The following is a 13200-nucleotide window of genomic DNA, read 5'->3' on the forward strand; positions in this document are numbered from 1 at the left end:
ACACATTAATTAAGAAATCAATCATTCCTGTTTCATAAGTTCGTTATCTGCCAAACTAGCAGTTGTTTAGTTTGTTTTTTTGCTATTTGATTTTTCTTAATAATTTCAAATTTGTTTCTTGATAATAGGTATTATCTGATGGATTATTGGTGCTTTAATTTCGTGAAATGTTTATTTAACTTAAAAATCTTCAAGCGATTTATAGCGTGTTTCGCTTTTTTTATAATAGCGGTTAATTCAATAGCGCAAACTAAAACTTCTCAGCAGAAATTAGATAGTTTATTAATTGTCAATCAAAAATACATAAAACAAGATTCTGTTAAGGCATCCCTATATATTGATATATTAAGATTGTATGGTCGTTTAAATAATCAGGATAAGGTTGAAGAATATGCTTTGAAAAGCTTGCAGCTTGCAAATAAATTAGGATCTAAAAATCTTGCGGGATTAGCACACAATAGGGCTGGACTTTTTTATCATGGTGTTAATAATTATCAAAAAGCAGAAGAAAATTATAAAAAAGCTCTGAAAGAATATTTATCAATTAATAATCAAGAAAGGGCTGCTGGAATATATATGAGCTTAGGCGCCATGTATATAGCTATTCCGGATTATGGTAAAGCGTTGGAAATGAATCAAAAGGCTGTGGCCATTTATCAAAAAACAAATAGTGAAGATAATTTATCAAGCTGTTATTTAAATATTTCAGAAATATATCAAGATTTAGGACAGCATAAGCAAGCACTGGAGTATTTGCGCATGGCTTTAAAGTTCTTTATTAAAAATGAAGATTATCGCGGGCAGGCATTAGCTTATGAAGGCATTGGGACTGCATATTTTAAAGCTTCGCCAGCAGAACTTATATCTATGGATATTTTACCCAATCAAAAATTAAATGCTGCTCTTGAAAATTTTAACAGATCTTTAAAAATAGCTGAATTGGTCGATGATAACGATGATATTTTAAGCGCTAACAAAACAAATATTGGTTTAGTTTACGAAAAAATGGGACTTAGTGATTTAGCATTTAAATCATTTCAAAGTTCTATTGAGATTTCAAAAAAATCTAATGCTAAAAGAGATTATGCTGAAAGCCTGCTGGCGCTTGGTAACTTTTATAATCACCAAAAGGATTATTTAAATGCCGTTAAATTATTAACCCAAACCTTAAATATTGCACAGCAAAGTAAGTTTTTAGATATTGAACGAGATGCAAATCTCGTATTAAGTGAGGCTTATGATAAATTGAAAAAATACGATGAATCTTTAGCTTTTTACAAACAATATGTTTTAGTAAAAGATGAAATTTTTAATGAGGAAAAAGAGCGTGAAATTACGCGTAGGCAAATGCAACTCGATTTCGGTGTTAAAGAAAAAGATTATCAGCTGAAGCAACAGGTTACTGATGCAGTATTACAACAACAGGTTTTATTGGCTAAACAGCAACAGCAAAAGCTCGTTTTAAGACAGCAGGAATTAGCGCTGAGTGATAAAGAAAAAATACTTCAACGTTTAAAGTTTTTACAAAAACAAAAGGATTTAGAAGCCGAAAAAATAGTTCAGGGAAGCATTTTTGAAAGATCGCAGCTACAATCTCGAAATGAAACTTTAGAAAAAAACAGACAAATTTCTGTACAAGAGCAGCAAATTAAGTACGATGGTAAGATTAAAATATTCTTATCGGTTGCAATTACATTAGTTTTATTTACCGCAGGCTTAATCTATTTTAATCAAAGAAAAACAACACGTCTTAATAAAATAATAAATAAGCAAAAACGCGAACTTGAGCAATTGGGTAGAGTAAAAGATCGAATTTTTAGTGTGGTAAGTCATGATATGCGCACGCCTGTAAATTCGTTGATTTCATTTATTCAACTTCTCGAGGAAGGTAATATTGAACAGGTAAAACTTAACCGATATGCTGCATCATTAAAAAATAGCCTAACCTATACTTCATCCATGATGGAGAATTTGCTGAAGTGGGCTGCAAGCCAAATGCAGGGATTTAATCCTTATTTAGAAACTATAGATGCATATTCTTTAAGTATAGAAGTGGTGAATTCCCTTCATAGTGTTGCTGATTTAAAGCAAATTACAATTCAGAATAACATTGATAAAGGCACATTATTTAAGGCAGATTCGAATATGTTTTCTTTAGTAATACGCAATTTAATAAGTAATTCTATAAAATTTACATCCGAAAAAGGCATAATTACCTTATCATCAGAATCAAACGGTGAACAATTACAAATTAAGGTTAACGATAATGGTGTTGGCATGTCTGAAGAGCAGGTTAGCCACTTTAATAAATCTGAATATCAAGGCGCAGGAGTTAGCACCCCAGGTACAAATAAAGAAAAGGGAACTGGTTTAGGTTTGCTGCTTTGTAGAACATTTATGGGGCTAATGGATAGTAAAATAACCGTTAACTCAACCAAAAATGAAGGAACTCAATTTACCTTATGGTTAAAAAAAGCGTATTAAAAATTACTTTTTAAATCTTGATAAGGTTTTTTTATCAATAACTCTATCTAATAATTCTTGTCTGTTATTAGCACTTATCGGAACATTGAAGTTATGACTGAGGTGAACTTCGTGAGAGGCTATTGTTGAGATATGATTTACGTTGATAATATATTGTTTATGAACTCTAGAGAAAAATTCGGGAAGTTGTTTTTCCAGATTTTTTAGGCCAACAAGTATAATATGTTTATCGCTCCCAGTATAAATTTTAGAAAAATCGCCCATACTTTCAATATAAACAACATCACTGTAATTTAATTTTGTAATGCCCTTTGTTTCCCTAAAAAAGAAATAATCATCGCCTTTGTCTAACTCTTTCGGTATTTCTTGAGGCGCTTGCAAAACATGCTTTCTAAGCTCTATATATTCAATTGCTTTGTTTGTTGCTTTTAGCAATCTTTCAAAAGTTGCCGGTTTTACGATAAAATCCAGCGCATCTAAATCAAAACTTTCAGCAGCATATTGACTGAATGAGGTTATAAATATGAAAAGAGGCTTATTTTTTAAAGTTTTTAAAAGAGTGGTACCTGATATTTCCGGCATATCAATATCAGAAAAAACGATATCTACAGAAGTGTTACTTAGTATAGAAGCGGCTTCCATACCGTCTTCGCAAACAGCAACGATTTTTAGAGAAGGGATTTTTTTAACGTGCATTTCTATTGCATCGCGTTCTATCTCATTGTCGTCTACAATTAAACAGCTATATATCATCAAAAGATCAATTTAGTAAGTTGTAAACAATCGTATTGTAACATTGGTTTTACCTAAATATAGTTCTTTTAGAATCTTTAAACAAACTGTAGTCGTTATTATTTCTTGTATTTCTTTTCACCAGTGTAAAGTTTTTCGCCGGCTTTAATTTCTAAATGTAAATCATTTTCTTCTGGGGGAACAGGACAACGATATCCATCGCTATAAGCACAATAAGGATTATAAGCTTTGTTAAAATCAACTTCAATCTTATTATCTGCAATTTCCTTTGAACTTAAATCAATATATCGGCCGCCCCCATAAGTTTCTTTAGAATTTGTTTCATCAGTAAATGGAAGGAATAGTAAATCTTTATATGCAAGATTATTAGCCAATGCAATGCTTTTATACAAAGTCATTGTTGTCTGCTTTCCATTTAAATTGAAACTGATTTTCGCATAGCGATAAAATTCTTTACTGGTGCCGTCATAAGTAGGCATTTTGAAAACCTTTTCGTTCTTTAAAATTTCAACCATAGCCGAAACTTTATAAGTACTATCTGCATCATAGAAATGAAGGTTCTGTAAATCATTCTCCTTTAATGGTGCATAACTATCTTTTACGAAATCTTGTTTGTATTCTTCGCGATGTTTAGCAATTTGCTCGGAGTAGGATTGAGCAAAAGAATTTAAGCTAAAGAAGAGGAATAAGATGGGGAAGAGTTTTATCATGATTGATTTGTAAATTAACAATTCTAGTCATTTATGAAATTTGGCAGTCTGATCTTGTCCCAGACCAATACATTAAAGTCCTTCGGCAGGCTACCATTGATGTTATATAAACGTATGTTTTTAAACCATCTAAGGCATCAAAGAAAATCTAAGCTGCTCCCTTGGTCTGTGTCTTCACAGAACTTAATCATTCATTCTCTTAATAATGTCATTTATATTGATTTTATGAAATAAATTAACTCTCAGGATGACAACGGATTATCAATTAAACTGTACTCACTTTATTTCTTAAAAACTGATCAGCTAATACCAAAGCGGCCATAGCCTCTACAATTACCACAGCTCTTGGTACAACACAAGGGTCGTGGCGGCCTTTGCCTTTAATTTCTGATGCTTCGCCCGCTGCGTTAATCGTTTGCTGATTATGCATAATGGTAGCAACAGGTTTGAATGCCACTTTGAAAGTAATATCCATTCCGTTAGAAATGCCACCTAAAATGCCACCAGCAAAGTTTGTTGTCGTTTTAAATACTTTTGAATCTGCTGCTTTTGGTTGAGGAATATCATTGTGCTGAGAACCCCTTAGCTCACTTCCGGCAAAGCCAGAGCCGTATTCGAAACCATGAACAGCATTAATACTCAACATCGCTTTACCTAAATCGGCATGTAATTTATCAAAAACAGGTTCGCCCAAACCAGCCGGACAACCCTTAATTACACAACTAATTTTACCACCAACAGTATCACCATCTTTTCTAACTGAATCAATAAATTCAATCATTTCATGTGCAGTTGCCGGGTCGGCACAACGAACAATATTTTCTTCTCTAATATTCAGCAAAGCTGATAAATCGTTACTTTCTAAATTTGGTGCTTCGATAGTTCCAACTGAAGTTACGTGAGCAAATATTTCAATGCCTTGTTGTTTTAAAAACAATTTAGCAATGGCACCAGCAGCTACACGGGCAGCTGTTTCGCGTGCAGATGAACGTCCGCCACCGCGATGGTCGCGGATGCCGTATTTTGCATCATATACATAATCGGCATGACTAGGGCGGTATACATCAACATTATGTCCATAATCTTTCGAACGTTGATCTTCATTTGGAATAAGTAAAGCAATTGGTGTTCCTGTACTTTTTCCTTCAAAAATGCCTGATAAAATTTGAACCGTATCACTTTCCTTTCTTTGTGTCGTAATTTTAGATTGACCTGGTTTACGTTTATCCAATTCTGATTGAATAAAATCCATGTCGATATCTAATTGCGCCGGACAGCCATCAATAATTACCCCAATGGCCACGCCATGAGATTCGCCAAAGGTAGTTATGCGAAATAGTTGTCCGAATGAGTTGCCTGCCATGTTTATTTTAGATTGATGATTTTAGATTTACGATTTTTAAGCATTTGGTTTAATCTTGATACTTAATACTCGCTACTTGATACTAATTGCGAATCCCGCCTTCTTCAAATCTTCCCAAAAGTAAGGATAAGATTTTTCAACAACCTGCATTTCTTCAATCTCCACTTCGTTAATCATTAGGGCAAGCGGTGCAAAAGCCATGGCCATTCGATGGTCTTCGTAAGTTGCAATGCTAATTTTTTCAGGAAAATGAAGTTCAGCGGTATTTAAAGTATAAACCAAATTATCTTCAGTTAAAGTTACGCCAATTTTAGCCAATTCATTTTGTAAAGCCGCAATTCTATTTGTTTCTTTAATTTTTAAAGTTTCTAAACCAGTAAATGACATATTTTTGCCCAAAGCAGCAGCAATTACCACTATGGTTTGTGCTAAATCAGGGCAAGTTTTTAAGTCTAAAACCTGATTGGTTTCTAAAGATAAACCTAAGTTACTAATCGAAATTCCGGTTTCCGTTTTACTGGTTGCGATACCAAAAATCTTCATGATTTTTTGAATCTGACTATCGCCTTGTAAACTTTTTTCTTTTAATGCAGGTAAACTAATTTCAGCCTCATCAGCCAAAGCTGCAATGCTATACCAATATGATGCTGCACTCCAATCTGGTTCTACAACAAGCGTTCCTGGTTTAAAAGTTTGCGGCTTAATCGAAATCGAATTTCCATTCCAAGAATGTTCAATGCCAACTTCAGTTAGCATATCTAAAGTCATATCTACGTATGGTTTAGATGTCAATTCACCCTCAATTTCTAAAGTTAAACCTTGTGGTAAAATAGGGGCAATCATCAGTAAAGCTGAAATATATTGGCTGCTGATATCGCCTTTGATTTTAACTTCAGCTGTTTTTTGATTCAAAGGACCTACAATATTTAAAGGTGGAAATCCCTCAGATTCTGCGTAAGAAATATCTGCACCCAGTGTTTTTAAAGCCTCGGCTAAAATTCCAATCGGGCGTTGTTTCATCCGTTCAGTTCCTGTTAACAAGAAGTTTCCATTTTTGGCCGAAAGGTAAGCCGAAAGAAAACGCATTGCAGTACCCGCCGGACCAACATCTACCGTTCTCGATTCCTGAATTTCTACTTCTAATTCTTCTTCAAGTGTATTAAGAATTCCATTTAGTGTTACCGTATCGGCAGCGTTAGATAAGTTTTCTACTTTAACCAGTTTTTTGCTTAAAGCGCTAATAATTAATGCTCTGTTGCATTCGCTTTTCGAGCCCGTTAACTGGATTTCCGTATTAATATTCTTGGTTCCTTTAAAAGAAACTAAGGCATTTTTTGACATTTATAGCCTCTCCCTAACCCTCTCCTGAGGAGAGGGAACTTAAATCGTTTGTGAAAATTTATTATAAATTAAAGGTTTAAAGCAAATGGTTTTACCCTACACCTTAAACCTTTAAACCGTCTGTTTTATTTTGCAACTTCAGTATGTTGTTCAGCAGCAATTCCTTCGGCAGCTTTACCCGCATTCATAATTTCCGTTTGCTTACGGATAGATTCGCCATGCATCAATTCTAAGAATTTCTCCGTAAAGTTTAAGTCTAATTTTAAAGCTTTTGCAAAAGCGTGACCTTTTTTAATGATTGCATCCCAACGGTTAACCTGTAAAATGGTTACTTGGTTATCGCGTTTGAACTCGCCAATTTTTTCAACGATAGCCATGCGCTCGCCCAATTTCTGCAATAAGATATCATCAATTTTATCAATTGATTTACGTAAATCAGCTAATTTATCAGCGAAAGCTTCATTTGGAGCCTCTGGTTCACGAACAGTTAAACGGTCAACCAATTCTGATAAAGCAGCTGGTGTAACTTGTTGCTTCGCATCTGTCCATGCAACTGATGGATCTACGTGAGATTCAATCATTAAACCTTGCATATCTAAATCCAAAGCTTTTTGAGAGATGTAAGGGATTAACTCGCGATTACCGCAAATGTGACTTGGATCGTTAATGATTGGCAATTCCGGACATAAAGTTTTCAATTGGATAGCCAGTTCCCACATTGGTTCGTTACGGAAAGAGCTTTTCTCGAAAGAAGAGAACCCACGGTGAATTGCACCAATTTTAGTAATACCTGCACCGTTGATACGCTCAATAGCACCAATCCATAATTGTAAATCAGGATTTACCGGGTTTTTAATTAATACAGGAACATCATGACCTTTTAAAGCGTCAGCAATTTCCTGAACTGTGAAAGGGTTTACTGTAGAACGTGCACCAATCCAAAGAATATCAACACCTGCAGCTAAAGCCTCTTCAACGTGTTTTGCATTTGCAACTTCAACAGCAGTTGGTAAACCAGTTTCTGCTTTAGCACGTTTTAACCATTCTAAGCCGATGCTTCCAATACCTTCAAACTCTCCCGGACGAGTACGTGGTTTCCAAATACCAGCTCTTAAAACTGATACTTTACCAGTTGCTGCTAATAAATGCGCAGTAGTTAATAATTGTTCTTCAGTTTCTGCACTACACGGTCCAGAGATAATTAATGGTTCGTTGTTAACGTTTAACCAAGTGTTTAAAGGTTGAATGTTTAAATTAAGTTTCATGATTTATGGCTTGTAATATTTTATAATTCGATTGTTTAATTATTATGTTGTTTTTTGTTGAATGGTAATTCGTAATTCTAAAATTGTAACTCTTTTAGACTTTATCGTTCTTTAGATATTCTCCAAGGATATTAAAATTCGAAGTGTATTTTAATGCTTTTCTTACGGCTTTATCATACTTTTCGGTACTTGGCCATTCTAAATCGACGTAAAAGTAATATTCGTTTCTTTTACCTAATACTGGCATAGATTGTATTTTTGTTAAGCTTACCTCTTGTTCGGCAAAGATGTTTAAAACTGTTGCTAAAGAACCTGCTTTGTGACCAACCTGAAAGCAGATTGATGCTTTATTTATTTTCTTGCCCTCGTCTGTTTTGTCTTTTTTGAGGATAAGGAAACGAGTGTAATTTTTTTTGTTAGACTCTACGCGACGTTCTAAAACATTTAATCCGTAAAGTTCTGCTGCTAAGCTGTTTGCAATCGCCATAGTATCCGTTAATTTTTCTTCTTGGATACGTTTTGCGCAGGCCGCAGTATCGTTACTTTCTACGATTTTAATATGTGGATAATCGTAAAAGAAATCGATGCATTGACGGATAGCGATAGGGTGTGAGGTTACGATTTTAATATCCTCGAACTTTACGCCCGGCAATGCCATTAAGTGCAATTGAATAGGCAGGTAAACCTCGCCAACTACCGAGAAACCGTAATCTCGGATTAGTGTGTAATTTGGCAGTAAGCTGCCTGCTATAGAGTTTTCGATAGCCATTACTACGAAGTCGGCATCGTTTTTCTCCAGCTTGTCGCAAGTTTCTTTAAATGAATTGCATTCTACGGTTTCGATGTTTTTACCAAAGAACTTGTAGGCTGCTTCTTCGTGAAAAGATGCTTTAATACCTTGAATTGCTACTCGTTTTGTCGTTTCCATTTTTGCGTAAAACAAAAAAGTCCCGGCTGTTTGCCGGGACTTTCTTATACATTTTAATATTGTTATATATTTTTTTGCATATTAGCCCCGGCTCTTACTAAAATAGTAGAAGTAACCAAAGTAATATGTGTTTGTAATTTGCATTTCTTTTTTTCGTTGAGCCAAATGTAGTAACAAAATTTAATTTGTCAATAGGAAAATGAAATTATTTTTAATAAAATTTAATTTTGTTTGATTTAGGCTGTTTTGATGATGAGTATAAAAGGTTTGAATGGGGTTAACAGTAGGTGTTGAAATGTGCGATTAAATCGCTTTTCTGTTGTGCACTCGTTAGAAACGAGCGCAAGCAACATTGGTCTAGATCAAAAATGAGAATTAAATTTTCATCTGGGTTTTCGTAGCACAGTTTTTAAATTCGTAAACCTGATAGCAACGGAAATACTTTTTGTTGCAGGTATTTAAAGGTTCTTACTGACATTGCCAAAAAGATTGAAATGGATAGCAGGGCAGGTTTAGCCAAAAGAGCAGGAACCATTCGTTTTCGCAAAAAAAATACGCTAAACAAAAAACGGCCTGTAAAATACAGACCGAGTTTTATGATTTTGCTACTTCTAAACATAACCCACAATTAAAATCATAGGCAATATGACTAAAGAATTATCCCGTCGAACTTAACTCTCGCTGTTGTTCGTTGATATCTTTAATTTTATTCTTTTGCTTTTCCAGTTCTTCGGCTTCACGTAATTCTTGCTGCATAATCTTAGCAATTTTTGTACTGCCATCGTGGCTCCAACCCGGAGGATTTATAATATATCTAATCTTATCTATAAACGTTGGTGCTTTTTTAACATCAGCAGTTAAGGCAATAATTTCATGGAAAATAATATTAACCGGTCCAGTATCTTTAGGTTGGGTAGTTAAGCCATATTTAATTTTATCTTCCTCTAATTCTTCTTGAAAAGTGCCAAACCATCTATCCCAGAGAATTAAAACCATGCCCATGTTTTTATCTAAATAGCGTACATTGCTGGCATGGTGAACACGGTGGTGAGATGGTGTAACAAATACATATTCGTACCATTTTGGTAGTTTTATATTATACTGCGTATGGACCAAGTTTCCATAAATCTGCGTTACCAGATAAGCAAAAAGGATATCCATTGCTGTAAAACCCATAAACGCCAAAGGCAAGTAGAAGAAAACGCGATACAAAGGTTCGAAAACAGTAGAACGAAAACCTGTGGTTAAATTAAAATGTTCTGATGAGTGATGCGTAACATGCATTGCCCAGAAAAAGCGTACATAATGACCAACGGTGTGTAAAAACCAGTAAAGAAAATCTTGTGCGAGGATTAAAACTATCCAGTAAATCCAAATGTTAGAGATTTGGAATAACCTAAATTGGTAGAAATATTCTAAGAGAAAGAATGTTGCCGTTTTCATACCGAGATTAATTACAACTGCCGAAACCATTAAATAAATATTGGTCCAGGTGTCGCGTTTGGTGTATAATTTTCTGTCGTTGGCATAGCTGAAATACATTTCAACCAAAGTTAAAACGATTACAAAGCCAAATAATGCGCCTACAGAAATATCACTTCCGGTGTACTTCATTTTACAAACTGTTATAATAATCTAAACTGCTTAAAATATCGGCGGTGCTTACACGGCAGTTAAACGTGCATTTGCCTGTGGTTTCTAGTAAAGAGAATAAAATGTTGCCATCTTCGTTCTTTTTGTCGCTTTTCGTTAACTCCAAAAGCGTATCGAAACTTTCTTTTTTAATGTTGTATTTAGGGTATAACGATAAAATGTAGTCACTAATGTCTTTAAGTTCTTCTTTGGTTAAACCACTGTTTTTGATAGATAAAGCGGCCTCGCAAATAAAACCAATTGCAATGGCTTCGCCATGTGTAAGCGGATTTTCATCATTGGTCAACGAATAACCTTCAACGGCATGCCCAATGGTATGACCGAAATTTAAAATCTTACGCAGATTTTTCTCCTGCGGATCGATGGTTACCACTTCGTTTTTAATTTCTACTGAACGGTAAATATCATCTGCAGATGGTGTTAAGTAATCAGTAGTTTTTAACTTTTCGTAATAAGCTTTATCGTAAATTAATCCGTGTTTAATCATCTCGGCAAAGCCAGATAAAAGCTCACGTTGTGGCAAGGTTTTTAAAAATTCTGTTTCAATAAAAACCATTTGTGGCAAAGTAAAAGTACCCACCATGTTTTTTACATTATCAATATCGATGCCTGTTTTACCACCAACTGAAGCATCAACCTGAGAAAGTAGGGTAGTAGGTACATTGATGAAATCGATACCGCGTTTGTAAGTCGAGGCAATAAAACCACCCATATCGGTAATTACGCCACCGCCCAAATTAATCATCAAACTTTTGCGGTCGGCTTCAAAATCCAAAAGGGTTTTCCAAATGCCTATACAGAAATCGATGTTTTTATTTTCTTCACCTGCAGAAGTTTCAATCAAATCGAAATCTGAGAAATCATCCATCAGCGATTGAAAAACTGGCAAACATATTTCGCTGGTGTGTTCATCAGCAAGAATAAAAACCTTACTGTACTTATTGCTTTCTAAAAGTATTTTTAAAGCCTCTAAATTGCTTTCGAAATATAGAGAGTGGCCTGCGCTTGTTAAAGTTTCCATTAAATTACTTCGATTTTATCTTGTTCAAAAGTTATGATGTCGCCAACTCTAACTTTGTATCGCTTACGAAACTCAACTTCGCCATTGCATTTTACTAATCCGTCCATCACAGCAGCCTGAGCATCTCCGCCGGTGCCAACCAATCCTGTTGCTTTTAGCAATTGGATTAATGGAATAAATTCGCCCTCTAATTTGAATTGTATCATTTTGCTGCAAAAATACGATTATTTACAGTTTTTTAGTTTTAACAATGGATGCTTTTTATAATTTTGCATCCATCTGACTTTATTTATAGCTAAAAAATGGATTTATCCCCCAACAAACAACCTAATTTCGACAATACAGAAGTAGCTTTTCGCCAAAAAACAAATGCCGAACTGAAGAAAGCATATTGGCTTTTTAAAATGATTGGGAGTAATTTTTTAACAAAGGTTGGTCCACCGGTTGCTAATTTCTTTTTAAATATTGGTTTGCCTATTCAGGGGGCAATTAAAGCAACTATTTTTCAGCAATTTTGTGGTGGCGAAACCATTGCCGAATGCGATAAGGCGATTGAGCAACTTGCCAAAGGTGGTGTTGGAACCATTTTAGATTATTCTGTCGAGGGCGAAGAGGAGGAGCAGGTTTTTGATGAAACTTGCCAGGAAATTATTCGTACCATTCTTCGTGCCGATGGCGATAACAATATCCCGATAACAGTTTTCAAAATTACTGGAATTGGCCGTTTTGCTTTGTTAGAAAAGTTAGATGCGAAACAGACCTTAGCTGACTATGAACAAGCAGAATTTGAAAAGGTAAAATTAAGATGTGAGATGATTTGCCGTACAGCTTTTGAAAAAGGGGTGCCAATTATGATTGATGCTGAAGAAACCTGGATTCAAGATACGATTGATGAATTGGCTGTAGATATGATGCGTAAATTTAATCAGAAACGTATTATTGTCTATAATACTTATCAAATGTATCGCAGCGATAAATTGGCGGATATGAAAGCCGACCACCTTATTGCAAAAGCTGCTGGTTTTATTTTAGGCGTAAAAATGGTTCGTGGTGCATACATGGAAAAGGAGCGTAAACGTGCTGCCGAAATGGGTTATCCTTCTCCCATTCAGCCAGATAAAGAATCATCAGATAGAGACTACAATGAATCGTTGCGCTATTGTGTCGATCATATTGAAGAAATTGCAATTGTTTGTGGTACGCATAACGAAGATAGCAGTCGTTTGTTAACTTATCTTTTGGATGAGAAAAAAGTATCACATAGCCACCCACACGTATATTTTGCACAGTTGTTAGGCATGAGCGATAATTTAAGCTTTAATTTAGCAGATGCTAATTATAACGTTGCAAAATATGTTCCTTATGGCCCAATTAAAGCTGTAATGCCGTATTTGTTTAGAAGAGCACAAGAAAATACTTCAGTAGCAGGTCAAACTGGTAGAGAACTTGGTTTAATTGAAAGAGAATTAAAGAGAAGAAAACTGTAAATCAGTTGCCAGTAATTAGTTTTCAGATTGGATGAATAGTTCAACAGAAAATACCATTTACTTTTAATATACATTTTAAAAGGGATTACTAATCAGGGTCAACGCATAAAATTTTCTAAAATTCGTTGTGTTATCCACAAAATGTTAATTTCTGCCTAAGAACTTTTTTATTTTAAAGGCCTGGTTTCATATAGC

Annotated in this window: 11 protein-coding genes; 2 read left to right on the forward strand and 9 right to left on the reverse strand. The window is 34.9% G+C overall.

Going from position 1 to position 13200, the window contains the following annotated elements:
• Positions 1–162: 162 nt before the first annotated feature.
• Entirely contained in the window at positions 163–2484 is a 2322-nt protein-coding gene (locus ACFOUY_RS13320; RefSeq protein ID WP_378961314.1) for a tetratricopeptide repeat protein, read from the forward strand.
• 3 nt (positions 2485–2487) lie between these two features.
• Here ACFOUY_RS13320 and ACFOUY_RS13325 read toward each other — a convergent pair whose 3' ends face one another.
• The 9 genes from ACFOUY_RS13325 to ACFOUY_RS13365 form a co-directional block, all read right to left on the reverse strand.
• Positions 2488–3237 (reverse strand): LytR/AlgR family response regulator transcription factor, encoded by a 750-nt coding sequence (locus ACFOUY_RS13325; RefSeq protein WP_378961315.1) that lies wholly within the window; start codon positions 3235–3237, stop codon positions 2488–2490.
• A gap of 98 nt (positions 3238–3335) precedes the next feature.
• Positions 3336–3947 carry a DUF1684 domain-containing protein gene (locus tag ACFOUY_RS13330; RefSeq protein WP_378961316.1) on the reverse strand — a complete coding sequence of 204 codons (612 nt, stop codon included), beginning with the start codon at positions 3945–3947 and terminating at the stop codon, positions 3336–3338.
• Between the two features lie 265 nt (positions 3948–4212).
• Complete coding sequence (gene aroC, locus ACFOUY_RS13335; protein ID WP_378961317.1) at positions 4213–5310, reverse strand: chorismate synthase; 1098 nt, start codon at positions 5308–5310, stop codon at positions 4213–4215.
• A 72-nt stretch (positions 5311–5382) separates the two neighbouring features.
• Positions 5383–6651: a 3-phosphoshikimate 1-carboxyvinyltransferase gene (aroA, locus tag ACFOUY_RS13340; RefSeq protein WP_378961318.1), complete on the reverse strand. Its 1269-nt coding sequence runs from the start codon at positions 6649–6651 to the stop codon at positions 5383–5385.
• 125 nt (positions 6652–6776) lie between these two features.
• Complete coding sequence (locus tag ACFOUY_RS13345) at positions 6777–7916, reverse strand: chorismate mutase (protein ID WP_378961319.1); 1140 nt, start codon at positions 7914–7916, stop codon at positions 6777–6779.
• Positions 7917–8010: 94 nt separating this feature from the next.
• Positions 8011–8844, reverse strand: coding sequence for a prephenate dehydratase (locus ACFOUY_RS13350; RefSeq protein WP_378961320.1), 834 nt, complete (start codon positions 8842–8844; stop codon positions 8011–8013).
• Between the two features lie 657 nt (positions 8845–9501).
• The gene (locus tag ACFOUY_RS13355; RefSeq protein WP_378961321.1) at positions 9502–10458 is read right to left on the reverse strand and encodes a sterol desaturase family protein; all 957 of its coding nucleotides are present in this window, start codon (positions 10456–10458) and stop codon (positions 9502–9504) included.
• Position 10459: 1 nt separating this feature from the next.
• Positions 10460–11518, reverse strand: a complete 1059-nt coding sequence (gene aroB, locus ACFOUY_RS13360; RefSeq protein ID WP_378961322.1) for a 3-dehydroquinate synthase — start codon at positions 11516–11518, stop codon at positions 10460–10462.
• The gene (locus tag ACFOUY_RS13365) at positions 11518–11724 is read right to left on the reverse strand and encodes an RNA-binding S4 domain-containing protein (RefSeq protein WP_025142770.1); all 207 of its coding nucleotides are present in this window, start codon (positions 11722–11724) and stop codon (positions 11518–11520) included. Before ACFOUY_RS13365 ends, aroB begins: the two co-directional genes overlap by 1 nt.
• Before the next feature lie 96 nt (positions 11725–11820).
• Between ACFOUY_RS13365 and ACFOUY_RS13370 the strand changes: the two genes are divergently transcribed.
• Positions 11821–13005 carry a proline dehydrogenase family protein gene (locus ACFOUY_RS13370; protein ID WP_378961323.1) on the forward strand — a complete coding sequence of 395 codons (1185 nt, stop codon included), beginning with the start codon at positions 11821–11823 and terminating at the stop codon, positions 13003–13005.
• Positions 13006–13200: the final 195 nt, after the last annotated feature.

Source organism: Pedobacter jamesrossensis (assembly GCF_042650905.1).
GTDB classification, from domain to species: Bacteria; Bacteroidota; Bacteroidia; order Sphingobacteriales; family Sphingobacteriaceae; genus Pedobacter; species Pedobacter jamesrossensis.

Excerpts from the sequence above, each read along its gene's own strand:
- ACFOUY_RS13325 (WP_378961315.1), bottom strand. The coding sequence starts at position 3,237 with ATGATATATAGCTGTTTAATTGTAGACGACAATGAGATAGAACGCGAT.
- ACFOUY_RS13330 (WP_378961316.1), bottom strand. The coding sequence starts at position 3,947 with ATGATAAAACTCTTCCCCATCTTATTCCTCTTCTTTAGCTTAAATTCT.
- aroC (WP_378961317.1), bottom strand. The coding sequence starts at position 5,310 with ATGGCAGGCAACTCATTCGGACAACTATTTCGCATAACTACCTTTGGC.
- aroA (WP_378961318.1), bottom strand. The coding sequence starts at position 6,651 with ATGTCAAAAAATGCCTTAGTTTCTTTTAAAGGAACCAAGAATATTAAT.
- ACFOUY_RS13345 (WP_378961319.1), bottom strand. The coding sequence starts at position 7,916 with ATGAAACTTAATTTAAACATTCAACCTTTAAACACTTGGTTAAACGTT.
- ACFOUY_RS13350 (WP_378961320.1), bottom strand. The coding sequence starts at position 8,844 with ATGGAAACGACAAAACGAGTAGCAATTCAAGGTATTAAAGCATCTTTT.
- ACFOUY_RS13355 (WP_378961321.1), bottom strand. The coding sequence starts at position 10,458 with ATGAAGTACACCGGAAGTGATATTTCTGTAGGCGCATTATTTGGCTTT.
- aroB (WP_378961322.1), bottom strand. The coding sequence starts at position 11,518 with ATGGAAACTTTAACAAGCGCAGGCCACTCTCTATATTTCGAAAGCAAT.
- ACFOUY_RS13365 (WP_025142770.1), bottom strand. The coding sequence starts at position 11,724 with ATGATACAATTCAAATTAGAGGGCGAATTTATTCCATTAATCCAATTG.
- ACFOUY_RS13370 (WP_378961323.1), top strand. The coding sequence starts at position 11,821 with ATGGATTTATCCCCCAACAAACAACCTAATTTCGACAATACAGAAGTA.